The 26,764-nt window shown below is 73.1% G+C and carries 28 protein-coding genes; 5 read left to right on the top strand and 23 right to left on the bottom strand.

The window, feature by feature from the left end; translation table 11 throughout:
• Window positions 1-152: 152 nt before the first annotated feature.
• The 12 genes from ACLQ26_RS19835 to ACLQ26_RS19780 all read right to left on the bottom strand — a co-directional run bounded on the left by ACLQ26_RS19835 (window position 153) and on the right by ACLQ26_RS19780 (window position 11,374).
• Window positions 153-1,511 carry a hypothetical protein gene (locus ACLQ26_RS19835; protein ID WP_425745817.1) on the bottom strand — a complete coding sequence of 453 codons (1,359 nt, stop codon included), beginning with the start codon at window positions 1,509-1,511 and terminating at the stop codon, window positions 153-155.
• Window positions 1,508-2,476 (bottom strand): alpha-ketoacid dehydrogenase subunit beta, encoded by a 969-nt coding sequence (locus tag ACLQ26_RS19830; RefSeq protein ID WP_425745816.1) that lies wholly within the window; start codon window positions 2,474-2,476, stop codon window positions 1,508-1,510. The genes ACLQ26_RS19835 and ACLQ26_RS19830 overlap by 4 nt, the downstream gene beginning before the upstream one ends.
• 1 nt (window position 2,477) lies before the next feature.
• Window positions 2,478-3,449, bottom strand: coding sequence for a thiamine pyrophosphate-dependent dehydrogenase E1 component subunit alpha (locus ACLQ26_RS19825; protein WP_425745815.1), 972 nt, complete (start codon window positions 3,447-3,449; stop codon window positions 2,478-2,480).
• Complete coding sequence (locus ACLQ26_RS19820) at window positions 3,446-4,237, bottom strand: DUF3050 domain-containing protein (RefSeq protein ID WP_425745814.1); 792 nt, start codon at window positions 4,235-4,237, stop codon at window positions 3,446-3,448. Before ACLQ26_RS19820 ends, ACLQ26_RS19825 begins: the two co-directional genes overlap by 4 nt.
• A 1-nt stretch (window position 4,238) precedes the next feature.
• Window positions 4,239-5,147 carry a phytanoyl-CoA dioxygenase family protein gene (locus ACLQ26_RS19815; RefSeq protein ID WP_425745813.1) on the bottom strand — a complete coding sequence of 303 codons (909 nt, stop codon included), beginning with the start codon at window positions 5,145-5,147 and terminating at the stop codon, window positions 4,239-4,241.
• Entirely contained in the window at window positions 5,144-6,235 is a 1,092-nt protein-coding gene (gene hppD / locus ACLQ26_RS19810) for a 4-hydroxyphenylpyruvate dioxygenase (RefSeq protein ID WP_425745829.1), read from the bottom strand. Before hppD ends, ACLQ26_RS19815 begins: the two co-directional genes overlap by 4 nt.
• 73 nt (window positions 6,236-6,308) lie before the next feature.
• A complete protein-coding gene (locus ACLQ26_RS19805; RefSeq protein WP_425745812.1) occupies window positions 6,309-7,547 on the bottom strand; it encodes a beta-ketoacyl-[acyl-carrier-protein] synthase family protein in 1,239 nt (412 codons plus the stop codon).
• 22 nt (window positions 7,548-7,569) lie between these two features.
• Complete coding sequence (locus ACLQ26_RS19800; RefSeq protein WP_425745811.1) at window positions 7,570-9,186, bottom strand: class I adenylate-forming enzyme family protein; 1,617 nt, start codon at window positions 9,184-9,186, stop codon at window positions 7,570-7,572.
• Window positions 9,183-9,677 carry a beta-ketoacyl synthase chain length factor gene (locus ACLQ26_RS19795; RefSeq protein WP_425745810.1) on the bottom strand — a complete coding sequence of 165 codons (495 nt, stop codon included), beginning with the start codon at window positions 9,675-9,677 and terminating at the stop codon, window positions 9,183-9,185. The genes ACLQ26_RS19800 and ACLQ26_RS19795 overlap by 4 nt, the downstream gene beginning before the upstream one ends.
• An 80-nt stretch (window positions 9,678-9,757) precedes the next feature.
• The gene (locus ACLQ26_RS19790; protein ID WP_425745809.1) at window positions 9,758-10,870 is read right to left on the bottom strand and encodes a beta-ketoacyl-[acyl-carrier-protein] synthase family protein; all 1,113 of its coding nucleotides are present in this window, start codon (window positions 10,868-10,870) and stop codon (window positions 9,758-9,760) included.
• The gene (locus ACLQ26_RS19785; RefSeq protein ID WP_007460625.1) at window positions 10,863-11,108 is read right to left on the bottom strand and encodes a hypothetical protein; all 246 of its coding nucleotides are present in this window, start codon (window positions 11,106-11,108) and stop codon (window positions 10,863-10,865) included. The genes ACLQ26_RS19790 and ACLQ26_RS19785 overlap by 8 nt, the downstream gene beginning before the upstream one ends.
• Window positions 11,108-11,374: an acyl carrier protein gene (locus ACLQ26_RS19780; protein WP_007460627.1), complete on the bottom strand. Its 267-nt coding sequence runs from the start codon at window positions 11,372-11,374 to the stop codon at window positions 11,108-11,110. The genes ACLQ26_RS19785 and ACLQ26_RS19780 overlap by 1 nt, the downstream gene beginning before the upstream one ends.
• Window positions 11,375-11,389: 15 nt before the next feature.
• Between ACLQ26_RS19780 and ACLQ26_RS19775 the strand changes: the two genes are divergently transcribed.
• Window positions 11,390-12,148, top strand: coding sequence for a 4'-phosphopantetheinyl transferase family protein (locus tag ACLQ26_RS19775; protein WP_425745808.1), 759 nt, complete (start codon window positions 11,390-11,392; stop codon window positions 12,146-12,148).
• Here the strand turns inward: ACLQ26_RS19775 and ACLQ26_RS19770 are convergent.
• Window positions 12,076-13,470: a class I adenylate-forming enzyme family protein gene (locus ACLQ26_RS19770; RefSeq protein WP_425745807.1), complete on the bottom strand. Its 1,395-nt coding sequence runs from the start codon at window positions 13,468-13,470 to the stop codon at window positions 12,076-12,078. The genes ACLQ26_RS19775 and ACLQ26_RS19770 overlap by 73 nt on opposite strands.
• Window positions 13,471-13,770: 300 nt before the next feature.
• Complete coding sequence (locus ACLQ26_RS19765; protein ID WP_425745806.1) at window positions 13,771-14,598, bottom strand: M55 family metallopeptidase; 828 nt, start codon at window positions 14,596-14,598, stop codon at window positions 13,771-13,773.
• Window positions 14,599-14,710: 112 nt separating this feature from the next.
• On the opposite strand from ACLQ26_RS19765, the gene ACLQ26_RS19760 reads away from it, so the two are divergent.
• Window positions 14,711-15,283: a dihydrofolate reductase family protein gene (locus ACLQ26_RS19760; protein ID WP_425745805.1), complete on the top strand. Its 573-nt coding sequence runs from the start codon at window positions 14,711-14,713 to the stop codon at window positions 15,281-15,283.
• Window positions 15,284-15,296: 13 nt separating this feature from the next.
• Here ACLQ26_RS19760 and ACLQ26_RS19755 read toward each other — a convergent pair whose 3' ends face one another.
• The 9 genes from ACLQ26_RS19755 to ACLQ26_RS19715 are packed head-to-tail and all read right to left on the bottom strand — an operon-like array spanning window position 15,297 to window position 23,475.
• Window positions 15,297-15,614 carry an antibiotic biosynthesis monooxygenase family protein gene (locus tag ACLQ26_RS19755; protein WP_007460635.1) on the bottom strand — a complete coding sequence of 106 codons (318 nt, stop codon included), beginning with the start codon at window positions 15,612-15,614 and terminating at the stop codon, window positions 15,297-15,299.
• Window positions 15,611-16,861, bottom strand: a complete 1,251-nt coding sequence (locus tag ACLQ26_RS19750) for a beta-ketoacyl synthase N-terminal-like domain-containing protein (protein ID WP_425745804.1) — start codon at window positions 16,859-16,861, stop codon at window positions 15,611-15,613. The genes ACLQ26_RS19755 and ACLQ26_RS19750 overlap by 4 nt, the downstream gene beginning before the upstream one ends.
• Entirely contained in the window at window positions 16,858-18,132 is a 1,275-nt protein-coding gene (locus ACLQ26_RS19745; protein ID WP_425745803.1) for a beta-ketoacyl-[acyl-carrier-protein] synthase family protein, read from the bottom strand. Before ACLQ26_RS19745 ends, ACLQ26_RS19750 begins: the two co-directional genes overlap by 4 nt.
• Window positions 18,133-18,187: 55 nt before the next feature.
• Window positions 18,188-18,592: a cupin domain-containing protein gene (locus ACLQ26_RS19740; protein ID WP_358100522.1), complete on the bottom strand. Its 405-nt coding sequence runs from the start codon at window positions 18,590-18,592 to the stop codon at window positions 18,188-18,190.
• Window positions 18,585-19,340 (bottom strand): SRPBCC family protein, encoded by a 756-nt coding sequence (locus ACLQ26_RS19735; protein WP_425745802.1) that lies wholly within the window; start codon window positions 19,338-19,340, stop codon window positions 18,585-18,587. The genes ACLQ26_RS19740 and ACLQ26_RS19735 overlap by 8 nt, the downstream gene beginning before the upstream one ends.
• Complete coding sequence (locus ACLQ26_RS19730; protein WP_425745801.1) at window positions 19,337-20,803, bottom strand: acetyl-CoA carboxylase biotin carboxylase subunit; 1,467 nt, start codon at window positions 20,801-20,803, stop codon at window positions 19,337-19,339. Before ACLQ26_RS19730 ends, ACLQ26_RS19735 begins: the two co-directional genes overlap by 4 nt.
• Window positions 20,804-20,822: 19 nt before the next feature.
• Window positions 20,823-21,377 carry an acetyl-CoA carboxylase biotin carboxyl carrier protein gene (gene accB / locus ACLQ26_RS19725; protein WP_425745800.1) on the bottom strand — a complete coding sequence of 185 codons (555 nt, stop codon included), beginning with the start codon at window positions 21,375-21,377 and terminating at the stop codon, window positions 20,823-20,825.
• On the bottom strand, window positions 21,374-23,140 hold the full coding sequence (locus ACLQ26_RS19720; protein ID WP_425745799.1) for an acetyl-CoA carboxylase carboxyltransferase subunit alpha: 1,767 nt from the start codon (window positions 23,138-23,140) through the stop codon (window positions 21,374-21,376). Before ACLQ26_RS19720 ends, accB begins: the two co-directional genes overlap by 4 nt.
• The gene (locus tag ACLQ26_RS19715) at window positions 23,137-23,475 is read right to left on the bottom strand and encodes a TcmI family type II polyketide cyclase (RefSeq protein ID WP_363688162.1); all 339 of its coding nucleotides are present in this window, start codon (window positions 23,473-23,475) and stop codon (window positions 23,137-23,139) included. Before ACLQ26_RS19715 ends, ACLQ26_RS19720 begins: the two co-directional genes overlap by 4 nt.
• A 446-nt stretch (window positions 23,476-23,921) precedes the next feature.
• Here ACLQ26_RS19715 and ACLQ26_RS19710 point away from each other — a divergent pair, with 446 nt between their 5' ends.
• The 3 genes from ACLQ26_RS19710 (at window position 23,922) to ACLQ26_RS19700 (ending at window position 26,526) form a co-directional block, all read left to right on the top strand.
• The gene (locus ACLQ26_RS19710) at window positions 23,922-24,734 is read left to right on the top strand and encodes an AfsR/SARP family transcriptional regulator (RefSeq protein WP_425745798.1); all 813 of its coding nucleotides are present in this window, start codon (window positions 23,922-23,924) and stop codon (window positions 24,732-24,734) included.
• Between the two features lie 93 nt (window positions 24,735-24,827).
• A complete protein-coding gene (locus tag ACLQ26_RS19705) occupies window positions 24,828-25,175 on the top strand; it encodes a TcmI family type II polyketide cyclase (RefSeq protein WP_358100504.1) in 348 nt (115 codons plus the stop codon).
• Window position 25,176: 1 nt separating this feature from the next.
• On the top strand, window positions 25,177-26,526 hold the full coding sequence (locus ACLQ26_RS19700; protein WP_425745797.1) for an FAD-dependent oxidoreductase: 1,350 nt from the start codon (window positions 25,177-25,179) through the stop codon (window positions 26,524-26,526).
• Window positions 26,527-26,764 lie beyond the last annotated feature (238 nt).

Below are 26,764 nucleotides of genomic sequence, written 5' to 3'. Positions count from 1 at the left end.
TGGGCAACCCCAGCCGAACGCCTGGACCACCTCATCGCCGCCTAACGATTGCACTCACCCCTTGACCCCAAGCCGCCGCGGAGGGCAATAACTTCATGATCGACGAGGGCCGGGATGGGGGGAGGCGCACGGTGGGGGTGGGGGCAGGGGGGTTAGGTGGACAGGAGGATTCCGGTTAGGAGGACTCCGTGGGCCAGGTTGAGGATGCCGTCGCCGCCGGGGTAGCCGACCCTCGCCAGGCCGCCGGAGGCCGTTCGGCCGAACAGGTACGGGGCCAGGGAGTACGGGACGTCGGCAGTCACCGTCTCGCCGGTCTCGATCTGCACGAAGTCCATCGGCACCCGGTCGGCGGGAAGGTACTGCTGCAGGATCGCCCCGCCCCGGTCGACGGCGGCGCGCAGGCCCTCGGCCCAGTCCGTCGGGCTCAGGTCGGGGCCGATGAGCACACCGTGCCCGGCTGAGCCGTCCGCCGGTTTCGCCACCAGCTCGGCCTGCTCGGCGAGCGCCCGGTCGAGCACCGCCACTGTCAACGGCACCGTGTACGGCACGTGCCGGCGGATCAGCGTCTGGTCGTCGGCGGGTAGGGCGTCCACGTCCTCCCAGAGCCAGGCGAAGGTGGTCTTGTTGCCCAGCAGCCAGGCCGCCGCCGACACGTACATCGGCAGCGTGCCGGCGGCCAGTGCGCCGGACACCGCGTCCAGGCCCGCGGTCGGGGTGACCCGGTTGGGCACGAAGAGCCGGAACAGCGCGTCGACAGGCGCGCCGTCGACCACGAGCCGGCGCTCGGCGTCCAGGGTGGCGGTGGACAGGGGCGCGATGACCAGGTCGATGCCGAAGTCGCGGGCCCGCACGGCGAGGGGGTCGAGGATCCGGATGAACGTCTCCGGGTCGTCCAACCCCGGGTAGTCGGCGTCGAAGTCCATCAGCAGCGCCAGCCGTGCGCCGTCGGGCAACCCCAGCTCCTCGCGGATCGCCACGAACCGCTGGTCCAGCAGGGACGGTGCGGCACGGACCGGCAGGTTGTCGAGGATGCCCTGTTCGGCGTAGAGCTGCGCGAACCGCTGGATGACGGTGTCGGCGTCGAACCCTCCCCCGAGGCTGCTGTCGATGTTGTACTCGACGAACTTCGGCACGCCCTCAGTGAAGATCACATCGGGCCGGTACGCGGCCAGCAGCGCCTCGGTCAGCGGCTCCGACTCGTTCAGCAGCCGGGTCTCCCCCGCCGGGACGCCGAGCAGCCGGCGCAGCTCACCGGCAGTGGCCACCCGCCGCCGGCAGGCGTCCAGGACGAGTTGGGCGAGCCTGTCGCAGACCTCGTTCAACTCCCGCCAGGCATCGGCGGTCAGGACCGGGGGGCGGGCCAGCCGCCACTGCTTGTTGTAGGTGGCCCGGCCGTGGAAGACGCGTTCCCAGGCGGCCGCGCCGCTGGCCACCATGGCCCGACGGGCCGGCTCCGGCAGGTCGGTCCAGGCCCCGTCGGCAGACGGCCACGAGTAGTTCGGGTCGATCATGATGAGTCCTTCATGGTCAGGTGGATGGCGGTGGCGAGCTGCTCCCGGGAGGGCTGCACGGCGCGGTCCAGGGCGGGGGCGAACGGCAGCACCGCCCCGTCCGGGCGGGTGACCCGGCGCGGCGGGGCGAGCAGCCGGACCCGCTCCACCACCGAGGCGATGATCTCGGCGGCGATGCCGCAGGACCGGTTGCCGTCGTCGAGGACCACGAGCCGCCCGGTGCGGGCCACCGACTCGGTCAACCCGTCGATGTCGAACGGGTACAGGGTGCGCGGGTCGAACACCTCCACCGAGACCTGGCCGGCCAGTTCTTCGGCGACGGCGAGCGCGTCGTGCACGAGGTGCCCGATCGCGACAACCGTGACGTCGTCGCCGAAGCGGTGGATGCGGCCCCGGCCCAGTGGCACCGGCGCCAGGTCGGCCACGTCGTCGCGTACGTCCATCGCGGCGGCCGGCGCGAACACCACCACCGGGTCGTCGTGGCGGATCGCGGTGACCAGCAGCCCGTACGCGTCAGCCGGCGTGGCCGGTACGACGGTGACCACTCCCACGTGGGCGAAGAGGCTGTACGGGTGGTCGGAGTGCTGCCCCGCCCACCCGGTGCGCGAGCCGGAGCCGGGCACCAGGTAGGTGACGGGAACACTGCACTGCCCGCCGGTCATCAGCGGGAACTTGTGCGCGTGGTTGACGATCTGCTCGAAGACCAGGAACAGCAGCGACGGGATCTGGAACTCGATCACCGGCCGCAGCCCGGCCAGCGCCGCCCCGGTGGCGAAGCTGGTGAACGCCTGCTCCGACAGGGGGGTGTCGCGGACCCGGTCGGTGCCGAACCGCTTCGCCAGGCCGGTGGTCACCAGCGACGCCCCGACCTGGACGTCCTCGCCGAGCAGGAACACCGCCTCGTCGCGCGCCAGTTCGTCGGCGAGGGCCCGGGTCAGCGCCCGGCGGTACGACAGTCGGGGCACCTCAGCCACCTCCGGTGCGGGCGGTCAGGCCGCTGGCGTACAGGTAGGTCAACGCGTCGGCCGGGTCGGGTTCCGGGCTGTCCAGGGCGAAGCGCACCGCCGCGTCGAGAGTCGCCTCGACCTCGGCGTCCACTGCGGCACGGTCGACGTCGGAGAGCCGGTCGCCCTGGATGCGCACCGGGTCCCGGGCCCGGCCCCGGCTCACCTCGTCGGGCGGGCGGTAGTCGAGGCGTACCGCGTGTTCGAAGGTGTGATGGGCGTCGAAGCGGTAGGTACGGGCCTCGACCAGCTCGGGGCCGCCGCCGACGCGCATCCGGCCGACGGCGGCGGCCGCCGCGTCGCGTACCGCCTCGGGGTCCTGGCCGTCGACCTCGACGGCCGGGATGCCGAACGCGGCGGCGCGGCCGACGATGCTGCCGGCCACCGCGCCGGCGACCGGCATGGTGGTGGCGTAGCCGTTGTTCTCGCAGACGAACAGCACCGGCACCCGCCACAGCGCGGCCAGGTTGAACGCCTCCAGCAGCATCCCCTCGTTTACCGCGCCGTCGCCGAAGAAGCTCACCCCGACGGTGTCGTGGCCCTGCCGCCGGCGGGCCCACACCGCGCCGGTGATGATCGCCCCGGAGGCGCCGACGATGGCGTTCGCGCCGAGCACGCCGATGCTGAGGTCGGCGGCGTGCATCGAGCCGCCCCGCCCCGCGTTGAGGCCGGTCAGCCGGCCGCACAGCTCGGCCAGCATCCGCGCCGGGTCGGCCCCGCGCGCCAGCACGTGCCCGTGGCCCCGGTGGGTGCCGGCGAGCACGTCGTCGACACCCAGGGCGGCGCAGACGCCGGCGGCGATCCCCTCCTGACCGAGGTACGGGTGGATGCCGCCGACGATCTGCCCGCCGTGGACCAGCTCCACCGCCCGTTGTTCGAACCGGCGGATCAGCCGGACCGTGCGGTAGAGCCGGACCGGGTCGGCGTCGGTCACGCCGGGCCCTTGATGGCCGCGAGGATGTCGTCCCAGAGCCGGGCGCGGGCGGCGAGGGCGGTGTTGACAGTGTCGGCGCACTCCTGCCACTTGGCGTCGTCGTCGCCGCACAGGTCGGCGAGCATCTGCATGGCCATCGGGGTGTGCTGTTCGCCGTCGACCTCGATGTGCCGTTCCAGGTAGTCGACGAACGTGTGCAGCCTGTTGCTGCGCTCGTTGACCGAGACGACCTGCGTGAACATGTCCGGGATCAGGTCCTCCCGGCCGAACGCGAACGCCGCCGCCTGGCAGTGCACAGGCGTGGACTCGATGATGTGCCAGGTCGTCGCGGCGAACAGCGCGGACGCGGCAGGCACCCCCGCCTCGGCCAGCGCGTCGGTCACCGGTTGGCCGGCGCGCAGCAGGTCGACGAGAGCGTTCACGGCTGTGGTGTCCGCGCCGGCCTCGGCCATGCCCCGTACGTACAGCTCGAAGTGGCTGATGTAGCCCTCGCCCAGCTCGTCGCTCTCCTCCACCATGACGATGTCGTTGATGAGGCGGCGGCTGCCGGTCGGGCCGGTCGGGATCCACGGGACTGTCACGCAGGTCAACTGCCGCTGCAACGACTTCAGCAGGGACATGAAGTCCCAGACCGCGAAGACGTGGTGCTCCATGAAGGTAACAAGCGCCTCGTGGGTGTCCAGGTTGGCGTAGAGCGGGTGCTTCACCACGGCGTCGCGTCGCTCGGTCACCGCCCGTTCCAGCCGTTCGATGCCCGGGTGCGTCCTACCCCAGTCGTAGCGTGACATGTCAGCCTCCCTGAGCGGCGCGGTGGCGCCAGATGACGGGGCAGTAGTCCGGGTCCGCGTAGTCCGGCCGCCCGTCGTGGGTGCGGCGGACCAGCACGTCGTGGTTGTACGCGGCGAGCGAGCCGTCGGAGAGCGGATACTCCCGCCAGGCGTTGTCGCCGTCCTGCAGGTGCAGCGAGATCGCCTGGCGGGGGCGACCGCTGACGTTGGGGCCACTGCCGTGGTAGGTGCGGCAGTGGTGGAAGCTCACGTGTCCCTTGGGGATCACCATCGGGATCTTGCGGATCTCGGCGCCGTTGTACGCGGCGTTCTCGGCCAGCATCTCCTCCAGCTGGCTGCGGTCGCGGTCGGCGAAGTGCCGCACCACCGTGTCGTCGGCGCCGATCTCCTTCCACAGGTGCGAGCCGTCGACCATGGTGATGGTGCCCATCTCCTCGCCGCAGTCGTGGAAGGGGATGAACGCGGTGAGCATCTTCTCCGACGACGAGGACGCCCAGTAGTGCTTGTCGAAGTGCCAGGGCACGATGTTGCTCGGCTCGCCGGAGATCGGCGGTTTGTAGATCAGCGTGGACTGGAAGACCCGGATCTCGTCGGCCTCGGCGAGCCGGGCGGCGACAGCGCCGAGCAGCGGTTTGCGCAGGATCGCGCCCAGCCCGTCGTGCTCGTGGTGGACGTAGTCGTTGTGCCGCTGCACCGGCCCTCTGGCGGGCTCCCAGTAGGCGAGCTTCGGTGGGCGTACCGGCAGCCGGCGGTCGCGTTCGCCGTCGTAGTAGCGCTGCGCGGCGGCGGCGAGGGCGTCCACCTCGTCGTCGGTGAATACCTTCTTCGACAGGTACCAGCCGTGCTCGGCGTAGTGCCGCACGTCGTCGTCGGAGGGCAGCAGCGCCTGCTCCTCGGTGGTCAGGCTCACGCCCCCACCCCCTGTGGCGCGGCCGCCGCGGCGGCCAGTTCCCGCTCCTTGGCCTCGTACAGCGCCTTGATGTTGCCGCTGCCGAAGCCGCTCGCCCCGCGCCGCTCGATCAGCTCCAGGAAGAGCGTGCGGCGCACGTGCATCGACTCGGCGAAGATCTGCAACAGCTGGCCGCCGTGGTCGGAGTCGACGAGCACCCCCAGCTCGCGCAGCCGTTCCAGCGGCGCGTCCACCCGGCCGACCCGCGCCTCCAGGGCGTCGTAGTAGCTGGCGGGTGTGCCGGCGAAGCGGACACCGCGCCGGCCCAGCGACTCCACCGCGGCGACGATGTCGTCGGTACGCAGCCCCAGGTGCTGCACTCCCCCACCGGCGTGCTGGTCGAGGAACGCGTCGATCTGCCCCGGCCTGCGGGCCCGGTCGGGTTCCAGCAAGACCACTGTGACCTGCTGGGACGGGCTCTGCACCACCTTCGAGTTCATGCCCTGCCCGTCGACCTCGATGTGCTCCTCGAAGATCTGCGCGAAGTCGAACAGCCCCTCGAAGTGCCGGACCGTCGCGTCCAGCTCACCGGGCGGCACACAGACCGCCAGGTGGTCGACCTCGGCGAGGACCGGCTTGCCCTCGTCCGCCGCGAACGGCGTCGGTGTGATCACGCCGGGCAGGAAGTCGGTGCGGCTGCCGGTGCGCTGCACCAGGCGGTGCCGCACGTCGGCGAAGCCCTCCACCTCGGCGGTCACCACCTCGGCGTCCGCGCCGGTAAGCGTGGTCGGTGGCGTCACGCCCGTCGCGCCCCGGCCCACCAGCTCGGCGTACGCCTCGGCGACGTCGCCGACCTCGACGGCGACGACCGCGATGCCGTCGCCGTGGCGCTGCACGTACCGGGCGGCCGGATGCTCGGCGCTCAGCCCGGAGGTGAGCAGCAGGCGGATGTCGCCGTGGCAGAGCAGCAGTGAGCGCTGCCCGGTCAGCCCGGTCTCCGGGCCACCCTGGCCGCAGATCTGGAAACCGACGGCGGTGCTGAAGTAGAAGGCCGCCTGCCGGGCGTCGCCTACGTAGAGTTCGATGTGGTCGATCCCACGGATGTCCATGTTCTCAGTGCCCTTCCCCATGCTTCCCCCCGTGTTGCCGTCCGGACGCCCCCCGTCCGGGATGCCGCGTCGCTCACCTCCTCGGCTCGGCGACGCGCGCGAGCAGCAGGCTCACGTTCTGGCCGCCGAACCCGAACGAGTTGGTGAGCGCGTACTCCGGATCGGCCTTGCGGGGCGCGCCACGGATGTGGTCCGCCGGGCAGGCCGGGTCCGGATCGTCGAGGTGGTACGTCGGTGGCAGCAGCCCCCGACCGAGCGCCAGCGCGGTCACCGCCGCCTCCAGCACCCCGGAGGCGCCGAGCAGGTGCCCGGTGAGCGCCTTGGTGGAGCTGACCGGCACGCCGCCGTCGCCGAAGACGTCCGCGAGGGCGGTGGTCTCGGCGATGTCGCCGAGCTTCGTGCCGGTGCCGTGCGCGTTGACGTAGCCGACCGCCGCCGCGGGCACGCCCGAGCTGCGCAGCGCGCCGCGCATGCACGCGGCCGCGCCGGCGCCGTCGGGGCGCGGGGCCGTCGGGTGGTACGCGTCGGTGGTCGCGCCGTAGCCGGCCACCTCGGCATACGCGCTGACACCGCGTGCGGCGGCGTGCTCGGCGCTCTCCAGCACCAGCAGCGCCGCCCCCTCGGCCAACACGAACCCGGAGCGGGACGTGTCGAACGGCCGACTCGCCCGGGACGGGTCGTCCCCGGCGCGGGCCAGCGCCCGCGCGTTGCCGAAGGTGTCGGCGAAGGTGGGGAACAGCGGCGCCTCGCTGGCCCCGCAGACCACCACGTCGGCCTCCCCCGCCCGGATCAACCGGACCGCGTCCGCGACCGCCTGCGCGCCGGACGCGCAGGCCGTGCCGACCGACGAGCTGTAGCCCCGGATGCCGTGCGCGATCGCGATCCGCGCCGCCGGCATGTTCGGCAGGATGCCGGTGAGCAGGTACGGACTGACCGCCGCGCGGCCCCGGGCGGCACGGGCGAGCACCTGGGTCTCCAGGGTGGCCATCCCACCGACCCCGCCGACGATCACGCCGATCCGGGACGGCTCGACGTCGCGGCCCACCTCGATGCCGGCGTCGGCGAGCGCGTCCGCGGCGGCGAGCAGCGCGAGCACCACGATCCGGTCCAGCACGCGGCTCTCCGGCCCGGACACGACGCTGCGCGGGTCGATGTCCGGCAGCAGGCCGGCGACGTCCAGCGACAGGTGCGCCGGATGACCGTCGGGCGGCCGGGTCAGCCCGGACCGGCCGCTGGTAAGCGCGTCGAAGGTCTCCTCGACGCCCCGCCCGACCGGGGTGAACAGGCCCATCCCGGTGATCAGCGCGGTCACGACGACACCCCGGATCGGCCGCTCACGACGACGCCTCGGTCAGGTAGCGCTCGCGCAGCGCCACCTTGCGGACCTTGCCGGTCACGGTGACCGGTATGTCGTCCGAGCGCACCGGCACCACCCGGCGCAGTGTGGCGCCGACGTCGGCGCCGAGCGCGACGCGAACCCGTTCGGTGCGGTCCTCGGCCTCGTCGGCGCCGGCGGCCAACTCCAGCAGCACGTCGGTGACGACGCCGCCGGCCTCCGCCACGATCACCACGGTGCAGTCGGTGACGTCCGGGCAGGTGGCGAGGATCTGCTCCTCGGACAGGGCGGTGAAGAACCGCCTGCCGTCCCCGGCGTCGACCGAGTCGACAGCCCGGTCCAGGTGGTAGTAGCGGCCGTCGGCGTCGGCGCGGACCAGGTCGCCGGTGAGGTACCAGCCGCGCTGGCGGAACCGGTGGGTGGTGACCGAGTCGTTCCAGTAGCCCCGGAACAGCGACGGCGAGTCGACGCCCAGGAAGCCCACCTCGCCGACCGGCACCGGCTCGCCCTCGGCGTCGAGCACCGCCACCCGGGCGAACTCGTACGGGCGGCCGATGCAGCGGCCGTACCTGTCGGTGTCGGCGCGGTGGGTGACGTGGAACATGGAGTGCCCCATCTCGCTGGAGCCCAGCCCGTCGATGAAGACCGAGCCGGGCACCCGGGCCACCCCGTCGCGGGTGACGGTGTCGCGCCAGCCGACCGCGACGAGCCTGCGGATGTGCGGCTCGTGCGAGCAGTCACCGGTGTTGAACCACAGCCGCACCGAGTCCAGGTCGTACCCGGACAGGTCGAAGCGGGCCAGCTCGGCCCAGGTGACCGAGAAACCGAACACCCCGTCGGGGCGCCAGCGCTGGATGGCGTCCAGCACCCGATCGCCGCCCTGCTCGGACAGCAGGAACATGTCCGCCCGGTTGCCCAGCGCCTGGTTGACCATCAGCACGGTGGCGGTGTGCGGCGCGGGCAGCGCGTTGAGGATCCGGCGGGTGCCCTGCGCCTGCGGCATGGTGAGCAGGTGCCGGGTGGCGGCGAAGAGGCTGGCGTGCGAGTGCAGCACCGCCTTGGGCACCCCCGTCGTCCCGGAGGTGTGGGTGATCACGATCGGGTCGTCGCTGTGGTGCCGGTAGTGCGCCGGCGCCTGCGCCGGGTCGCCCGTGCCGGCCTGCGCGGGCGTGCCCAGTAGCGGTACGCCCAGGTCGTGCCCGGCCAGCAGCGCGGTGTGCGCGTCGTCGGCGAGCACACCGACGCCCCGCAGCCGACGGATGTACTCGGCGGCGATCTCCGGACGGAGCTTGCCGTTCATCAGCGCCGGAATCGCCCCCAGCCGGGCCAGTGCCAGGAAGCTCAGCACCATGTCGGCGGCGGCGGTGGCCCAGACGGCGACCGGGTCGCGGGGGCGTACCCCGCGCTCGTGCAGCCAGGCGGTGCGGGCCGCGACCCGCTCGTCGAGCTGGCCCAGCGTGAGCGGCGTCTCGGCCGGGTGCCCGTCGACGGCGGTGTCGAAGGTCAGGCCGGGCCCGTCCGGGTCGGCGCCGTGCGCCAGCACCCGGGCCAGCATGTTGCCCGCGCCCAGCTCGGTGTCGGCGGCCAACGCGCCGCGCAGTCCCGGTGTCCTCATGGTCGTGCTCCTCCCCCCAGCAGCACCGCGACCGCCTCGGTGGACGTGTCGGGCGCCTGTTCGATCAGGACCAGCAACACCTCGTCGGCGTCGCCGTCGTCGCAGAGCAGGGCCGCCTCGGCGGTGCCGTCGGCGTACGGGTCGCCGGTCGGGCTGAGGCAGACCACCGGGCCGCGCAGCCCCCAGCGGGCCGCGACGTGCCCGGCGACGCTGTTGGGCACGGACTGGTAGAAGAACAGCGGGCCGACCCGCCCGCCGGCCTCGACCGTGGCCCGCACGTGCTCGGCGCTGGCCCGGTCGCCGCTGGCGCTGACCAGCACGATCGCCGTCCGCGTGCCGGCGGGCACCGGCCCCGTCCCGTACCGTCGCCGTAGACACCGCTCGGCCACTGCCACCACCACCGGAGCGAACCCCGAGTGCACGAACCCCGGGACCCCCGGCACGTCCCCGTCGCCGGCCTCGGGCCAGCAGGCTCGCGCAAGCTCCCGCACGGTGATCCGGGTCGTTGTTTCGCGTGCCTCGCCGGATCCGTCGGGGTCGACAGCGCACGATCGCGGGGAGGCGGGGTCGGTCACGGGGTGCCGACCAGGAGGGCGGTGTTGGCGCCACCGAAGGCGGCGTTGAGGGTCAGGGCGTGGGTCGCGGTCGTCCGGCGCGGACGGTCCGTGATGACGTCCAGGGGGCACGCCTCGTCCGGGGCCTGCCAGCCGGCGTTGACGGGCAGTTCGCCCCGGCGCAGCGCCAGCGCGGTGACCACCAGTTCGAGCAGCCCGGACGCCTCCAACGCGTGCCCGTGCAGCGCCTTCGTGGAGCTGATCGGCACCTGACCGGCGTACCCGTCGAGGGCCTGGCGCAGCGCCGCCGCCTCGGCGGCGTCGCTCTGCGCGGTGCCTGTGGCGTTGGCGTTGACGTAGCCGACGGCCCGCGGTGGCAGCCCGGCCCGGCGCAGCGCGGCACGCACCGCGTGCGACAACCCGGTGCCGGACGGGTCCGGCTGGCACGGGTGGAACGCGTCGCCGGCCCGCCCCCAACCGACCACTGTGGCCACCGACTCGCCGCCACGTCGGCGGGCCACCGCGTGGGACTCGAGCACCACGGCGGCCACGCCGTCGCCGAGCAGCAACCCACGCCGGCCGGCGCTGAACGGGCGTACCGCCCCGTCGTCGGCGAGGGCCCTGCCGGCGTCGAAGAGCGCGAACTGGTCCGGCTCGACCAGGTAGCCGGCGGCCACCACCGCCCGGTCCAGGTCACCCCGGGCGATCAGGGACGCGGCGTCGGCCACCGCCGTGCTCGCCGACACGCAGGCGCTTGTGTAGACGCGCGTCGGTCCGGACAGTCCGGCGCGCAGCGCGAGTTGGCCGGCGAGCGCGGCCGGGGTGGGCCCCACGCCCGGCGCCGGGCCGCCGTGCACCGCGAGCAGCAGGGCGCACCCCGCCCGGCGTACGTCGTCCAGGCCGGCCGCCGCGCAGGCCGCGTCGATCGCGGCGGCCAGCTCGTCGGTGAGGGCGCCCACGTCGGGCAGGGTGGCGGCCACGGCGACGCGGCGGGCGGTGGTGTCGAAGCGGCGTACCTGGCGAAACGCCGGCGCACCGGCCAGGACCCCGGCGAGCTGCGCGTCGGCGCCGCGACCCAGGGCGCTTACCGCGTGCACACCGGTGAGCTGGACGACGGGCGGCTCAGCCATCTGCGGGGGCGGCCAGCGACGCCCGGAAGACCACCAGGGCGTCGTCGACGGTACGGATGCCGGCCAGGTCGTCGTCGGTGAGGTCGAGCCGACGTTCGTAGCGCTGCTCGATGAGGTGCACGAGCCAGGCGAGTTCCATCGAGCCGATCCGGTCGGGGACCTCGGCGGCGGGTTTCGCGGTGAGTTCGGCGAGCATGGTCAGCAGGTCAGCTCGCCCCAGGTCGGGCTGACCGGGCATCAGGCGTTGTCGCTCGTCGCCTCGGCGACGCGGTCGGCGACCATTGTGGTGAACTCGCCGACAGTCATCAGGGCCAGCTTCTCCGACTCGTCGTCGGCGAACGTCAGGCCGTAGCGGTCCTCGACCCGGACGGACAGGTCGGCCAGGGCCAGCGATTCCAGGTCGACGCCGGAGGGGCCGAGCGTGGTGTCGTCGTCGAGCCCCTCGACGTCGTAGTTCATGTCGGCGAGCTGCTCGACGACGAAGGCACGGACCTCGGCTCTCATGGATACCCTCTCTGCGTGGGCCAACTGACGGTGTCCGATCGGGACACCGTCTACGTGTGGGTCGGTCGGGACACCGGCGGTCAGCCGGATCCGGCCAGGGGGCTGCTGCTGCGCGCGGGTGCCGCGCTGCTCGGCCGCTCGGAGGCCGAGCTGGTGCTGACGCATCGGCCCGGTGGGAGCCCCCTCCTCCGGGTGGGCGGGACGGTCGAGCAGGTCCGGGTGGACGGGCCGGTCGAGCGGGGCCGGCAAGCCGAGCCCGCCGACGAGGGTCGACGCACCGGGCCCGTGGAGTTGCCGGTCAGCGTCAGCCGCACCGACGGTGTCGTGGTGGTCGCGGCCCGTCTCGGCGGCCCGGTCGGGGTGGACGTGGAGCGGGTCCGCCCGCTGCCCGCGCTCGCGCTGGCCCGCCGCTGGTTTCCGCCCGCCGAGTCGTCCTGGCTGGCCGCCCGGCCCGAGGTCGGGCACGCGGTGGACTTCCTGGGGCTGTGGACCGCGAAGGAGGCCGTCGGCAAGGCCCTCGGCGTGGGGCTGCGCGGTGGCGGACTGCTGCGGGAGATGCCCCCGCCGGGTCTTCCGCTGCGACCGGTGCCCGGCGGCGAGCCCCTGCGGGTCGGCCACCCGGAGGTGGGTGCGGGTCTCGTCCTGGCCGTCGCCGTACGGGCGGAGGTTGAGGTCGACGTCGAGGTGGTGCAGTGGGCCGGTCACGGCGTCGCCGCCGAGCGCAGGGCGCCGGTCGAGCGGACCAGTTTGCCAGTGGTGGTGCGGGGCAACTGATCGAGCAGGCGCAGCACCCGGGGTCGCTTGTAGCCGGCCAGCCGCTCGGCGAGGAGCTTGTCCAGCATCTCCTCCGACAGCGGGCCGTCCGGCTGGACGTAGGCGGTGATGCCGTCGTCCCACACCACCACGGCGGCTGCCACGCCGGGCAGCTCGGCGACGGTGGCCTCCACCTCGGTGAGGTCGACCTTCATCCCGCCCACGGAGACCTGCGAGTCGAGCCGGCCGCGCACGGTGACCAGGCCGGAGGCGGCGTCGACGGTGCCGGCGTCGCGGGTGTGCAGCCAGCCGTCGGCCCAGCGGGTCGGGTCGCTCAGTCCGACGTACGGCGACGCCGGGCAGGACACCCACAGCTCGCCGTCGGCCTCGCGGACCTCGATGCCGGGCGCCGGGGCGATCGACGGCCGGTGGGATCCGTGCAGGTCGGTGCCGATCACCCCGACCTCGGTCATCCCGTACATGTTGCCCAGCGGCACCCCGTACCGGTCGGTGAACGCCTGCGCCACGGCGGCGGGCACCAGCTCGCCGCCGGTGGTCATCCGCCGTAGTTGCGGCAGGGGGCCGGACGGTCGCGTGGAGGCGAGCAGACCGATGTGGAACGGCACGCCCAGCACGGTGGCCGGCGTCGGGTCGGCGGCGATCGCGGCGAGCACGGCGTCGCCGCTGAGCCGCTGCGGTGGCACCAGCTCGACCCCGGCGTGCAGGCCGTAGAGCAGGCCGCCGACGAGCCCGAGCACGTGCACCATGGAGGGCAGCAGGATGATGCGCTCGCCGGGCAGCGGCACGCCGTCGATGCGGGTGTAGCGGCCCACCTCGGCGACCAGGTCGGCGGCGGTACGGCCGATCACCTTGGACGGGCCGGTGGAGCCGGAGCTGAGCTGGATCACGGCGTGCCCGCTGACCGCCGGCCGGTCGGCGTAGCGGGTGACGCTCTCGGTGACGTCGACGAAGACCTTCAGCGCGCCGCCGGCCGTCCGCAGCGGCGCGACCACCACCTGCGGGGTGAGCCGGGTCAGCGCCCGATCCACCTCGTGGTCGGTGAGCCGGTGGTCGAGCAGGATCGCCTGCCCGCCGGCGCGCCAGGTGGCCAGCAGGTTGACCACGTACGCCAGCGAGGGCGGCAGCCGCAGCGCGGCGGCGCCACCGGGTCGGAGGCCGGCGGCGGTGAGCCGGTCCTGCGCGGCGGTCACCAGCCGGTGCAGGGTGGCCCGGTCGATCGGCTCCGGCAGGCGGAGACAAACATCTGTCGGACGGCCGGAGAACAGGACGTCGTCCACCCAGCCAGGGTTTTCAGCCGTAAGGTTTCCTGTCGATTGATCCATCACCCTCGCCGTTCAACCCGCAGCACAAATTAGGGCATAATCCCCGTTTGTGAACATCTTTCGGGGTGCTGACGGAACCCTACGACAGCCGCGAGGAGCATCGCTAGATGCAAATGGCTAGATCAAATCAAGCGCCCGGACCGATTGCCACATACCGCCGCCGACCACCGGCCAGGCGGCCCGATCAGGCGGCCCGATCAGGCGGCCGGCGGCACTCAAGATCGACTCGGCTTCAGGGAAACCGGGGTGTCCGACCCGATCGGACACCGCAGTTTTCCTGAACCCGAGTCGATCGCCAGGCTAGCCGGGCTTGATGCTGGCGAGTTGGACGAGCAGCTGCACCAGCCGGTAGGCCTCCGCGACGTCGACGGCGTGGAAGGCGACCGTCCGGCCACCGCCGACGCGCGTCACACCCGGCACCAGAGTGGCGAGGTCGACCATGTACGGGCCGTACAGGTCGACCTCGACGTCCACCGACCCGGTCAGCTTCGCCGGAGGAATCGAGGCACGGCGGGCGATGGCGTCGGCGGCGGCGTGGCGCAGCCGCTCTCGCGCCTCCTGCGGGTGCAGCGCCACCGCGGCGGTCTGGCCCAGGGTCTGCTTGACGGCGACGGTGACCGCCGAGGGCACCAGCTCGCTGAATTCCGTGCAGGCGGTGTCGTCTCCGCTCAGGAGGACGACTGGCGCGTCCAGGTGTCCCGCCATGGCGACGTTGAGGCCGATCTCGCCGAGCGATCGTCCGTCCACCCGCACGTCGAGGATGGCGTCGCTCATCGTGTGCGCCAGCACGGCCGGCCCGGCACCGGCGCGAGCGTGATAGCCGACGAACAGGACGGCGTCCGTGTGCTCGTCCAGCCCCGCGAGCATGCCCAGCGGGCGGGGCTTGCCGCGCACCAGGTGAGCACGCCTGTCGAGGTCCTCCGGCAGGAGGTTCCGAAACGTGCCGTGGGCGTCGGCGACCCACACCACCGTGTTGGGCTCCGCGTCGAGGACCCCGGCGATCACCGCGTTCGCCTCGGCGGTCATCAACGCCCGGCCACGCTCGTAGTCGTACCGATCGGGATTCGTCTCGGCGGAGTGGACGATCCCCGAGATGCCCTCCATGTCCACCGAGATCAGCACCTTCATGGGTCCAGGACCCTACGCGCTCCGGGGCTTCATCGCTGCCGACGCGGGCGTGGTCAGGCTCTGGAAGCATGGGCGCAGCAGGTACCACTTTCGACGCGATGGGTGTGCCGCCATGTTGATCTACGCGATGAGCGTCTCGGTGGACGGCTACGTCGCCGACCGGAACGGCGATTTCGGGTGGGGGGCGCCCAGCGAGGAGTTGTTCGGCTTCCACCTCGCACGGGTGCGCGGGCTCGGCGGCTATCTGCTGGGCCGCCGGCTCTACGAGGACATGCTGGTGTGGGAGACAGATCCGTCGATGCGCGACACCGACCTCAAGGCCGCGTTCGCCGACGTCTGGTCCGCTCTCCCGAAGGTCGTCTTCAGCCGTACGCTCGACACGGTGCAGGGAAACGCCCGACTCGCCGAGGCGTCGGTGGCCGAGGAGGTCGCCGCGATCCTGGACGCGACCGACCGGGACGTCGAGATCGGCGGCCCCGGGCTCGCCTCGGCGGCGTTCGAACTCGGCCTCGTCGACGAGCTGCGCATGTTCCGCCATCCGGTCGTCGTCGGCGGCGGTACGCCCTACCTGCCACCCGTCACCGAGGACGTACGGCTGGACCTGATCGAGACGAGGACGTTCGACTCGCGGGTGATCTACGAGCGTTACGGCCGCGTCCGGGACGATCCGGACCGCCAGCCCTGATCAGCGCGGGCGGTCAGGCCAGCGCCGGCGTCTGCGCGTGGATGTGGAAGCGCAGCGAACGGGCGTCGGTGAAGCACTCCCGCATCGGGCGCACCAGGTCCCGGTGCTCGGGGGTGCGCTCCCAGTTCTCGAAGTCGGCAAGGCTCGCCCACTCGCTGGTGATCAGCCACTGTTCCGGGTCGGTCGACGAGCGGCAGACCTGGTCGACCAGGTGACCCGGCACGCCGTCGGCGACCAGGTGCCGCACCTCCTCGTATGCGGCGAGGAACCGCTCGGTGCGCGGCGCCGGCACCCGCACCAGGAAGACCACTCGGGCCCGCTGCTCGCTCATGGCGTCTCTCCCCTCGTCGGCGCGGCCCCCCGAAGGACCAGCGCGCTGTTGAACCCGTCGAAGCCCCGCGCGCAGACCAGCGCGAGCCGGCTGCGCGGCCGGCGGTGCTCCCGCAGGAAGTCCAGCTCGCACCCGTCGGCCACCCGGTCCGGGCCGGCGGACGCGGGCAGCGTGTCGTGCGCGAACGCGAGCAGGGCGGTGGCCACGTCCAACGCCGAGCCGCCCTGGTGCGCCCGCCCGGTCAGCGGCTTCTGCGTGGTCACCGGGGGCGGCCGGTCGGCGAACACGGCGCGCAGCGCCTCGGCCTCGCTGCGGTCGTAGCGGGGCACACCGAGAGCGTCGGGAAGCACCACGTCGATCCCCGCCGCCGCGACGCCCGCCCGGTCCAGGGCCAGTCGCATCGCGCGGGCGTACTGCGCCGGGTCGCCGGCGCTGTCGGCAGTGGTGTGCGCGGCGTCGTGGGTGGCGCCCCAGCCGCTCACCTCGCCGTAGATCCGGGCCCCCCGCGCCAGGGCGTGCGCCAGCTCCTCCACCACGAACACCGCTCCCCCCTCGGCCGGCAGGTAGCCGCTTGCCGACGCGTCGAACGGCCGGTACGCCCGCTCCGGGTCAGCGACGTCGCTGAGCAGCCCGGAGCGCAGTTGGCAGGCCAGGGCGTACGGGCTCAGTGGACACTCGGTCGCCCCGGCGATCACCACGGGCGTGCCCCGGCGCACCGCGCGGGCGGCGTGCGCGAGGCTGTCCAGCCCACCTGCCGTCTCCGCGACCAGCACCCCGCTCGGTCCCTTGAACTGGTGGTGGATGGAGAGCTGTCCGACGCTTGCCGCGTAGAACCAGGCGATCGACTGGTACGCGCCGACGGTCCGCGACGCGCCACCCCACAGCCGTTGCAGCTCCCGCTGGCCGAACAGGTTGCCCCCGGACGAGCTGGCCAGGGTCATGGCGTAGCCGTACGGGTCGGGTGCCCGCTCGGGCAGGCCGGCGTCGGTGAGCGCCAGCCGGGTGGCGGCGAAGCCGAGGTGCGTCCACCTGTCGGTCTGCACCAGTTGCCGGCTGTCGGCGTACGAGCCGGCGGTGAAGTCGGGAACCTCGCCGCCGAAGCGGGTCGGGTAGCCGGACGGGTCGAACAGGGTGATCGGCCCGGTGCGCCGGGTGCCGGCCAGCACGGTACGCCAGTGCGCGTCCACGCCCACGCCGCTGGGCGCGACCACACCGATGCCGGTGACGACCGCCCGGGCGGTGCTCACGCCGCCACCGTCGGGGACAGCCGGCGGAACACCATTGCCGACTGGAAGCCGCCGAAGCCGCTGCCCACCGACAGGGCCACGTTGACGGGCACCTCCCGCGCCTCGTTGGGCACGTAGTCCAGGTCGCACTCCGGGTCGCGGGTGCTCCAGTTCGCCGTCGGCGGCACCACGCCGAACTCGATGGCGAGGGCGCAGGCGGCCATCTCGATCGACCCGATCGCCCCGAGCGAGTGCCCCACCATCGACTTGATCGAGCTGATCGGCACCCGGTACGCGGCCTGGCCCAGCGCCCGTTTGAACGCGGCCGTCTCGTGCCTGTCGTTCTGCCGGGTGCCCGAGCCGTGGGCGCTGATGTAGGAGACCTGCTCGGGGGCGACGCGGCCCTGTCGCAGCGCGTCGGTGACGGCGAGGCCCATCTCCAGCCCGTCCGGGCGCAGCCCGGTCATGTGGTAACCGTTGCTGCGGCTGGCGTAGCCGGCGACCTCGCAGTAGACGTGGGCGCCGCGCCGTCGGGCGTGCTCGGCCTCCTCAAGCACCAGCACCGCCGCGCCCTCGGCCAGCACGAACCCGTGCCGGTCGGCGTCGAAGGGACGGGAGGCGTGCGCGGGGTCGTCGTTGTCGGGGCTGGTCGCCTTGATCGCGTCGAACGAGGCGACGGTGACAGGTGAGATGGGCGAGTCGGCCGCGCCGGCCAGCACGATGTCCGCCTCGCCGTCCACGATGAGCTGGTGGGCGTACCCGATGGCGTCGATGCCCGACGTGCAGCCGGTGGAGACCACCTGCGCCGGGCCGTGCAGCCCGTGCCGGCACGCCACGTCGGCGGCCAGGCTGCTGGGCACCAGCGCCTGGTACAGGTACGGGCCGCCGAGCGCCGCGTCGACAAGCCAGTTCCGGCCGTTGTCGCTGACCCGCACGTACTCCTGTTCCAGGGCCATCGTGCCGCCCACTGCGGTGCCGAGCACCACCCCGGTGCGGTCCCGCTCGGCGTCGCTGAGCACCAGCCCGGAGTCGGCCATCGCCTCGGTGGAGCAGGCCAGCGCGAACTGCACGTACCTGTCGGCGCGGCGCCGCTCGGCGTCGGTGAGTCCGGCGGCGACCGGGTCGAAGTCGCACTCGGCGGCGATCTGCGAGCGGAACGGCGACGGGTCGAAGAAGCTGATCCGCCGGGTGGCCGTCCGTCCCTCGGTGATGGTCTTCCAGAAGCGGTCCCGGCTGGCGCCCCCGGGAGCGACCACCCCGATGCCTGTCACCACCGTGCGCCGCCCGGTCATCGCGCCACCTCTGTTCGCGACTGCGGGGCTCGCAAACCCGGCTCACTCCTCGCGCTCATGACCCGCCCCGTTGCTCGACCAGTTCCGTGTCGACGTGTCCGAGCTCGGGCCGGGGTGCCAGAGGACCCAGGTGGAAGACCACCTCGGCCGGCTCGGATCCGGTGTTGCGCAGCCGGTGCCGCACGTTTACCGGCACGAACAGCGCCTCGCCCGCGGACACCGCCGTGGGCTGGTCGTCCAGGTCGACGGTGATCGCGCCGCGCGCCACGTACAGGAACTCCTCGCTGTACGGGTGGTAGTGCTCGGCGATCCGCTCACCCGGGGCGAGGGTGGCCACCCCGAGGAAGCCGGAGGTGCTGCCGACGGTGCGGGGCCCGAGCAGCACCCGCAACTCGCCGCCGCGCCTCCGGTCGGCCGGTACGTCCGCCGCGGCGATCGGCCGGGTGCCCAGGTCACTCATCGCCGGCCCCCGTCGACCCGCCACCGGCCACAACGCGGTCCTGCTCCTCGCGCTGCCGGGCGATCCGCTCCACCCGGTCCTTGATCACCGCGAGTTGGATGACGCTGTTGGTGTTGATCCGTTCGGTCATCGCGGCGTTGTCGACGGGCGCGGTGGGCTTCATGGCGAAGTCCTGCGTCCAGGCCATCCGGACGCCGTCGGCCTCCTCGGTGTAGCGCCAGTGGATCCGCATGTACTCGAACGGTCCGGTCTCCACCCGGTGCGCCCGCACCTGCCGGCTGACCGGGTCGGCGGTGCGTTCACTGACCCAGCTCCACGCCACCCCGTTCTCGTCGGGGTACATGGTGAGCCGGAACCGCACGGTGTGCCCGTCGCGGTGCAGGATCTCCACCACGGCGTACTCGGTGAACAGCTCGGTCCAGTTCGCCACGTCGTTGGTGACGTCCCAGACCAGCGCGAGAGGCGCGTCGATGACCACCGAGTTCTCGGTGTGTCCGGGCGGGTCGGTACGGCGCGCGACCAGGTCGGCCACCGCCGGGATGCTCAGCTGCCCGGCCTGCTCGGGGATGCTCACCTGCCACCGGTCGGCGACGACGGCGGAGAGTTCCAGCAGCGCGAGTGAGTCCATGCCCAGTTCCTCGAGCGACGCGGCGGGCGCTCGTGCCGCGGCGTCGGCGTCCAGCCCGCAGTGCGACACCAGGATGTCGGTGATCTCGGCGGTCATCGGGCGGCCATGGGTGACGGTCATCGGGTCCTCCGGTTGGTTACGTCGGGCTGCGCGGCGGGCGCGGCGCGGGGTGTGGGGGTGGCCGCCGACCGCTGCGCGGGCGCGGGCGACGGCGGCAGTGGTGGTGGCGACGACGACGCGGCGAGTAGGCGGTCGACCAGGCCGGTCGTGTAGCGGCCCTTGCGGAACGCGGCGTCGTCGAGCACCCGCCGCACGAACGGGATGGTGGTGTGCACGCCCGGCCCGGCGATGTCGAACTCCTCCAGGGCACGCTCCAGCCGGTTGAGCGCCAGTTCCCGGTCGGGCGCCCAGACGATCACCTTGGCCAGCAGCGAGTCGTACCAGGGGCCGACCAGGTAACCGGCGCTGGCATGGGTGTCCACGCGGGTGAACGGTCCACCGGGTGGCGTGAACCGCTCCAGGCGGCCGGGTGTGGGCGCGAAGTCGCGTTCGGGGTCCTCGGTGTTGACGCGGCACTCCACGGCGACGCCGTGCAGCCGGATCTCCTCCTGCCGCCACCGCAGCGGCACCCCGGCCGCGATGTGCAGTTGCTCGTGCACCAGGTCGATCCCGGTGACCATCTCGGTGACGGGGTGTTCCACCTGGATCCGACAGTTGATCTCCAGGAAGTGGAAGCGTTCCTCGGCGTCCACGAGGAACTCAAGCGTGCCCGCGCCGACGAAGCCGACCTCCAGGGCGCCCCGCAGCGCGGTCTCGGCGATGGCGTCGAGCGTGGCGGCGGACAACGCGGGAGCGGGCGCCTCCTCGACGAGTTTCTGGTGCCGGCGCTGCACCGAGCAGTCCCGGGTGCCCAGGTGCACGCCGTTGCCGTGGGAGTCGCAGAGCACCTGCACCTCGACGTGCCGAGCCTCGGTGAGGTACCGCTCGACGTACACCCTGTCGTCACCGAAGGCGGCCTGCGCGGCGGCCCGCGTCCGCGCGTACGCCCGGGCCAGCTCGGTCTGGTGGTGCACCACCGTCATCCCCCGGCCACCGCCCCCGGCGGCCGCCTTCACGATCACCGGATAGCCGACGGCGTCGGCGATCTCGGCGGCCGCGGCGGCCGTCGCCACCGGCGCGACGCTGCCCTCGGGCAGCGGCAGGCCGGCGCGGCTCATGAGGGCCCGGGCCGAGGACTTGTCGGCCAGCGCCGCCATCACCGCCGGCGGCGGGCCGATGAACGTCAGGCCGTTGTCGGCGCAGATCTCGGCGAAGTCGGCGTCCTCGGAGAGGAAGCCGTACCCGGGGTGCACGGCCTGCGCGCCCACCTGCCGGGCCGCCTCCACGATCGCGGCGGCGTTGAGGTAGCTGCGCCGGCTCGACGCCGGCCCGATCCGGACGGCCTGGTCGGCGAGGCGCACGGCCGCGGAGTCCGCGTCGGCGGCGGAGTAGACCACCGCCGTGCGGATGCCCAGTTCCTTGCAGGCCCGCAGCACCCGCAGCGCGATCTCACCACGGTTGGCGATCAGCACGGTCTCGAACATCTGTCACTCATCCCCGCCGTCAGGCCGGATCCAGCTCGACCAGTGGCTGGTCGTACTCCACTGGCTGGCCGTCGCCGACGAGGATCGCGACCACCCGCCCGGCCCGGTCGGCGGTGACCTCGTTCATCAGCTTCATCGCCTCGACGATCGCGACCGGTTGACCGGGACGGACCAGGTCACCCACCGCGACGAACGGCCGTGCGCCGGGCTCCGGCGCGCGGTAGAAGGTGCCGACGATCGGCGCCCGGACCGCGGCGCGGCCGGGGACCGGCGGCCGGATCAGCGCGGCCTGCGGGCCGGGCACGGCCGTGCCCGCCGGCGGGGTGGCATCGACCGGCGGCGACGCCGGGGGTACGGGCGACCGGGCGGCCGCCTCGTCCGGATGCCACTGGACCTCCAGCACCGTCGTCCCGCTGCACAACCGGATCCGACGCACCGGCCCGGGCAGCTCGGCGAGCAGGTGCCGCGCCTGTCGACGCAGCCCGACCAGCACCGCCTCACCGTCCGCGGCGGTCCCGCCGTCGGGCCGGGCGTTCTGGCCGTCGGTGGTGTCCACCGTGGGTGCGGCGGTCATCGGGCGACCGCCCGGACACCGGTGCGGGTGGCGCCGAACCGGCGGAACCGCTGCCGGCGCAGGCGGACCAGCATCGCGGGCGGCACGTCCAGCAGCGGCAGCAGGTTCGCCAGCAACGCGGCGCGCAACCGTCGGGCCGTCTCGGCGGGGTCGTCCTGGGCGGCCGTCGCCGGCTCGGGGACGATCTCGTCGACGACGCCGAGGCGACACAGGTCGGGTGCGGTCAGCCGGAGCGCGCGGGCGGCCTGCGGCGCGGCGGAGCGGTCCGGCCAGAGGATGGCCGCGCAGCCCTCGGGACTGATCACCGAATAGACGGCGTGTTGCAGCATCAGCACCCGGTCGGCGACGGCGAGGGCCAGCGCGCCGCCACTGCCACCCTCACCGGTGATCACCGCGAGGACGGGGGTGGGCAGCACGGTGAGGGTGAGGATGTTCTCCGCGATGGCGGCCGCCTGGCCCTGCTCCTCGGCGCTGATCCCCGGATCGGCGCCGGGGGTGTCGACGAGGGTGACCACCGGCAGGCCGAGGCGGGCGGCGAGACGCATCAGGCGCAGCGCCTTGCGGTGCCCGGCAGGGCTCGCCATGCCGAAGTTGCGGGCGACCAGGTCGGCTGTCGTGTGCCCCTTCTGGTGGCCGATGACCATGACGTGCCGGCCGGCCAGCCGCGCGACACCGCCGACGATGGCGGGGCAGTCCCCGCTGAGCCGGTCGCCGTGCAGCTCGACGAACCCGTCGAACACCGAGTCCAGATAGTCCAGCGTGGTGGGTCGGCCCGGGTGGCGGGCCGTGCGAACGGTGTCCCACGCGTCGCGTACCGCAGGTTGCGTGCCGTCGGCGGCGACCGCCACCGGCGGTCGTTCCCCGACCGGGCGGCGGCCGTCGGCGGCTGGGGTCGCGCCGGCCAGGCGCTCGTGGTGTGGCGCCGGCTCCTGCCGGGGTACGGGCGGACGCGCCGGACGGCCGGTGCCTGCCGCCGCGAGCAGCGCGGCCAGTCGACCCCGCAGCGACCGGCGCTGCACCACCATGTCCACCTGACCGTGGCGCAGCAGGAAGTCGGCGGTCTGGAACCCCTCCGGCAACGCCCGGCCGGTGACCTGGCGGATCACCCGTGGACCGGCGAAACCCATCCGGGCGCCACTCTCGGCGAGGACCAGGTCGGTGTTGGTGGCGAACGACGCCGCCACGCCTCCGTAGGTCGGATCGGTGAGCACGCTGACGGTGAGCAGACCCGCCTCGCGCAGCGCGGCGATGGCCTGGCTGACCGTTGCCATCTGCATCAGCGACAGGGCGCCCTCCTGCATCCGCGCCCCACCGGACGCGGTGACCAGGATGAGCGGCACCCGGTCGTCCAACGCCCGCTCGGCGGTACGGGTGATCAGCTCACCCACCGCGCAGCCGAGGCTGCCGCCGAGGAAGCGGAAGTCCATCACGGCCAGAGCGGCCGGGTGTCCGCCGATGGTGGCGGTGGCGCAGAGGACCGCCTCGGCCAAGCCGGTGCTGACCCGCGCGGCGCTGAGCCGGTGCGGGTACGGCAGCACGTCGACGAAGTCGATCGGATCCGCCTCGGGCAGCCGGTCGGGCAGGAGGCACAGGGATCCCGGGTCCACGAGCTGCCGCAGTCGTTCCGGGGCGCCGAGCCGGGTGTGCTCGCCGCACTCCGGGCAGACGTCCAGGTTGCGGCGCAGCCGCTTGCGGTAGAGCAGGCTCGCACAGCCGGCGCAGCGGGACCAGAGCTGCTCCGCCTGTCCGGCGGTGGCAGTCACGAGCGCCCCCCGGCGTCCGGGGCGTCGAACCGGTAGAAGCACTGCGCCATGGCGTCGCGCGGCGAGCGCCAGGTCGGCAGGTACGGCGAGACGTACGGCCGCAGCCGGTCGCTGACCCGGACGAACTCGGGGTGACCACGGGCGGCCTCCACCGCCTCCTGCGCCGGATGCTCGGTGTCGAGGAGGTGCACGTAAAGGTCGTGCAGGCGGTACAGCGAGCGGTGCCGGACGCCGACCAGGCGCGGCAGCTCGGTCGCGTCCGACTCGGCGAAAATCTCGGCCACCCGTTCCTCGGCTGTCGGTACGACCTTCGCGACGATCAGCGATCGGTCCATGGCTGGGCCTCCCCCCAACGGCGTCCGGGCCGGCCGGTGAACCTCCGGACGCGCTGGACGACTGCGGCCACGATGCGGCAGTCGTCGTCACGGCGGCGTCACCGCGACGGACCAACCAGCGACGCAGCTTGGTGACGCTGCGTTGACGCGACCTGTGTATGAGCTATGCGTCCCATGTGTACGACCCGATCCGCCAGAATGGCGTTTGGGCAGTTCAGAACCGATCTCATGGTTGGCCGGAGGCAGTGGATGGCCGACACTGCCGTTGACTCACCGTGACCATCATTGATAATCTTCACGGTGGTCAGCCCGACGGCTCCGGCGGGCGGTGCCGCGCCTGGACAGCCCTTGTCGCATTCCATCGACGGGATCGACGGTGGCGACGCGGGCAGCCGGTCCGGGACACAGCAGACAGTCGGAACGAGCGTTCCGCAGGGGGTGCCGCCGTGACCGCTGATCCGTCCGTCCCGACCGCCGCAGGTGGCGGCGCGGCCAACCTCGCGCTGCACCTGCTCGGCGGTTTCCGGCTCCTGCACGCCACCGCGCACATCGTGGTGCCGCGCGGCCTGCAACGGGTGATCGCGCTGATCGGACTGCGCCCCGGCGCCACCCGCAGCCAGTTGGCCGGCCTGCTCTGGTCCGACGTGTCGGAGGAGCGGGCACTGTCGTCGCTGCGGACCGCGCTGTGGCGGCTGCGGCAGGATCCGTGCTGCCCGATGATCGTGGCCGGCGACACCGTCCGGCTGGACCCGGCGGTCCGGCTCGACGTGGACGACCTCGTGCAGACGGCAGCCCGCGTCCGCAACGGCGACGACCCGCGCACCACCGCCGGCGCGCTCGCCGCCGGCCGACACGACCTGCTGCCCGGCTGGTACGACGACTGGGTGCTGCTGGACCGGGAACGGCTGCGGCAACTGCGCCTGCACATGCTGGAGCAGGTGGCCGCGCAGCACCTCGCGGCGGGGCGGCACGGCGAGGCCCTCGAAGCCGCGCTGGAGGCGATGGCCGCCGAGCCGCTGCGTGAGACGCCACACCGCCTGGTGGTACGCATCCATCTCGCCGAGGGCAACGCCTTCGAGGCCGTACACGCCTTCTACGTCTACCGTGACCTGCTGCGCCGAGAGCTGCGCCTGGAACCCAGCCCGGCGATGAGCGCCCTGCTCGACGACACGCTCGCCCCGATCCGGGCGGCCACCCGCCCCGCGACCCCCGACCAGCAGAGCGCCGCGCGGCCGTCACCGGCCGGACGACGCACGTGACGGTGACGTGACACACCCTGCGGCACGGTGGGCGCAACGAGCACGTGACCACCGGCCCCCGGGCCGGGATCGGCCACCGGCGGAAGGGTTCCCATGAGTCGTCTACTGATCGTCAGCCGGATCATCCCGGGCGCGGAGGAGCGGGTCGCCCAGATCTTCGCCGAGTCCGACGCCACCGAACTGCCCGGTCTCACCGGCGTCACGCACCGGTCCCTGTACTGCCTGCACGACGTGTACGTGCACCTCATCGAGACCTCGGACGTCAACCCGGGCGCCCTCGCCGCCGCCCGCAACCACCCGCTCTTCCAGCAGGTCAACGAACGGCTCGCCGCCCACACCTCGCCGTACCTGTCGACGTGGCGCTCCCCCCGCGACGCCATCGCCGACTGCTTCTACCGTTGGGACGCGGCCGACGCGGCAGCGCCCCACCCGGCGGGCTGACATGTCCACCACCGGGCCGCACGTCCTGATCATCGGCGCCGGCACCGGCGGGCTGTGCCTCGCGCACGGGCTGCGCCGCGCCGGGATCAGCGTCGCCGTCTACGAACGCCACCACCACAGCACCGAAGGGCTGCTCGGCTACCGGGTGGGCATCGGCCCCACCGGCAGTCGGGCGCTGCGCGAGTGCCTGCCACCGAAGCTGTTCGCCACGTTCCTGGCCACCTGCGCCCGGCCGCCGAGCTACTTCAACGTCGTCACCCAACGGCTGCGCCAGACCGCGTCGTTCGAGCTGCGACCCACCGCCGACCCGGTGCACACCGAACACTCGGTGGCCCGGATGGTGCTGCGCCAGGTGCTGCTGACCGACCTGGGCGACGTGGTGCGCTTCGACAAGACCTTCGTCCGGTACGAGCAGCACGACGACGGGACTGTCACGGCGTACTTCGCCGACGGGACCAGCGCCACCGGCGACCTGCTGGTAGCGGCCGACGGCACACACTCGGCCGTACGCCGCCAGTACCTGCCGCACGCGGTCACCCGCGACGCCGGGACCATCAACATCGCCACCCGCATCCCGCTGACCGCTCAGACCCGCGACCTGGTGCCCGAGCGGGTCCGCAAGGGCATCTCGCTGATCTTCGGCGCCGGCGGCACCATGGGCGTGCTGCACGTGATGGAGTTCAAGTGGGCCGCCGACCGGACGATCAAGCCCGGCGTCACGGACGACGACGCCGCCCTGTTGCGGGCCTGGTCCGGCCTGTCGGCGGGCACCAGCGCCGACTACATCAACCTGATCATCTGGAGCACGGCCCGCCGGTTCCCGGCCGACGTGCTGCAACGTCGGGGCGAGGACCTGATACGCGTCGCCCTGGACCTCACGCCCAACTGGCATCCGCACCTGCGGGAGCTGTTGCGGATGAGCGATCCGGGCAGCGCCCTGCCGATCAAGGTGAGCACGTCAGAGCCGACACCGCCCTGGAAGAGCACCACCGTCACCCTGCTCGGCGACGCCATCCACACCATGACCCCGGGGCGTGGGGTGGGCGCGAACACCGCGCTACGCGACGCCCGCCTGCTCTGCGAGCATCTCACCCGGGCGGCCGCCGGGGACACGACGCTGGTGCAGGCGGTGGCGGACTACGAGGCCGCCATGGTGCCGTACGGCTTCGCGCGGGTCGCCGAGTCGCTGAACCGCAGCGGCACCAACGGCGACGACCGGATGTACCGGCCGGTGGTGGGCCGGTTGGCGCTGCTCGGGGCGCGCGGCTACTTCGGAGTGACCAGCCGGGTGCCTCCGCTGCGGCGCCGCTTCGTCGACGACTTCCACACCTACGAGGGCGACCAGGACTGAACGCGGCACCCACCGACCCGGGCACGGCGACAACGCGCCGGCCCGGGTCGTTCCGTGTCCGGGGATCGATCGCATCCCGCCGTGGTCGCGACGCTGTGTCACCCGTCGCGCACCGCACGCGGTGACCGTCCCGGCCACGGCGTCCACGACCGATCCTCTCTGTCGTCGGTAATGCGCGTGTGCGAAGCTGCGGCGAGTTTTTCTCGTGACTTTTTCGACGAGCTGAGAGGGAGGTTCG

Origin of the sequence: Micromonospora sp. DT43 (assembly GCF_049841645.1) — a bacterium.
Classification (GTDB): Bacteria; Actinomycetota; Actinomycetes; order Mycobacteriales; family Micromonosporaceae; genus Micromonospora.
Note: the sequence above shows the minus strand (reverse complement) of the source record. Positions and strands in the feature narration are given on the sequence as shown.

Excerpts from the sequence above, each read along its gene's own strand:
- ACLQ26_RS19705 (WP_358100504.1), top strand. The coding sequence starts at position 24,828 with ATGAGTCGTCTACTGATCGTCAGCCGGATCATCCCGGGCGCGGAGGAG.
- ACLQ26_RS19800 (WP_425745811.1), bottom strand. The coding sequence starts at position 9,186 with ATGAGGACACCGGGACTGCGCGGCGCGTTGGCCGCCGACACCGAGCTG.
- ACLQ26_RS19820 (WP_425745814.1), bottom strand. The coding sequence starts at position 4,237 with ATGTCACGCTACGACTGGGGTAGGACGCACCCGGGCATCGAACGGCTG.
- ACLQ26_RS19780 (WP_007460627.1), bottom strand. The coding sequence starts at position 11,374 with ATGAGAGCCGAGGTCCGTGCCTTCGTCGTCGAGCAGCTCGCCGACATG.
- hppD (WP_425745829.1), bottom strand. The coding sequence starts at position 6,235 with ATGGACATCCGTGGGATCGACCACATCGAACTCTACGTAGGCGACGCC.
- ACLQ26_RS19715 (WP_363688162.1), bottom strand. The coding sequence starts at position 23,475 with ATGGACCGATCGCTGATCGTCGCGAAGGTCGTACCGACAGCCGAGGAA.
- ACLQ26_RS19790 (WP_425745809.1), bottom strand. The coding sequence starts at position 10,870 with ATGGCTGAGCCGCCCGTCGTCCAGCTCACCGGTGTGCACGCGGTAAGC.
- ACLQ26_RS19785 (WP_007460625.1), bottom strand. The coding sequence starts at position 11,108 with ATGCCCGGTCAGCCCGACCTGGGGCGAGCTGACCTGCTGACCATGCTC.
- ACLQ26_RS19755 (WP_007460635.1), bottom strand. The coding sequence starts at position 15,614 with ATGAGCGAGCAGCGGGCCCGAGTGGTCTTCCTGGTGCGGGTGCCGGCG.
- ACLQ26_RS19730 (WP_425745801.1), bottom strand. The coding sequence starts at position 20,803 with ATGTTCGAGACCGTGCTGATCGCCAACCGTGGTGAGATCGCGCTGCGG.
- ACLQ26_RS19835 (WP_425745817.1), bottom strand. The coding sequence starts at position 1,511 with ATGATCGACCCGAACTACTCGTGGCCGTCTGCCGACGGGGCCTGGACC.
- ACLQ26_RS19700 (WP_425745797.1), top strand. The coding sequence starts at position 25,177 with ATGTCCACCACCGGGCCGCACGTCCTGATCATCGGCGCCGGCACCGGC.
- ACLQ26_RS19740 (WP_358100522.1), bottom strand. The coding sequence starts at position 18,592 with ATGAGTGACCTGGGCACCCGGCCGATCGCCGCGGCGGACGTACCGGCC.
- ACLQ26_RS19765 (WP_425745806.1), bottom strand. The coding sequence starts at position 14,598 with ATGAAGGTGCTGATCTCGGTGGACATGGAGGGCATCTCGGGGATCGTC.
- ACLQ26_RS19745 (WP_425745803.1), bottom strand. The coding sequence starts at position 18,132 with ATGACCGGGCGGCGCACGGTGGTGACAGGCATCGGGGTGGTCGCTCCC.
- ACLQ26_RS19760 (WP_425745805.1), top strand. The coding sequence starts at position 14,711 with ATGTTGATCTACGCGATGAGCGTCTCGGTGGACGGCTACGTCGCCGAC.
- ACLQ26_RS19735 (WP_425745802.1), bottom strand. The coding sequence starts at position 19,340 with ATGACCGTCACCCATGGCCGCCCGATGACCGCCGAGATCACCGACATC.
- accB (WP_425745800.1), bottom strand. The coding sequence starts at position 21,377 with ATGACCGCCGCACCCACGGTGGACACCACCGACGGCCAGAACGCCCGG.
- ACLQ26_RS19770 (WP_425745807.1), bottom strand. The coding sequence starts at position 13,470 with ATGGATCAATCGACAGGAAACCTTACGGCTGAAAACCCTGGCTGGGTG.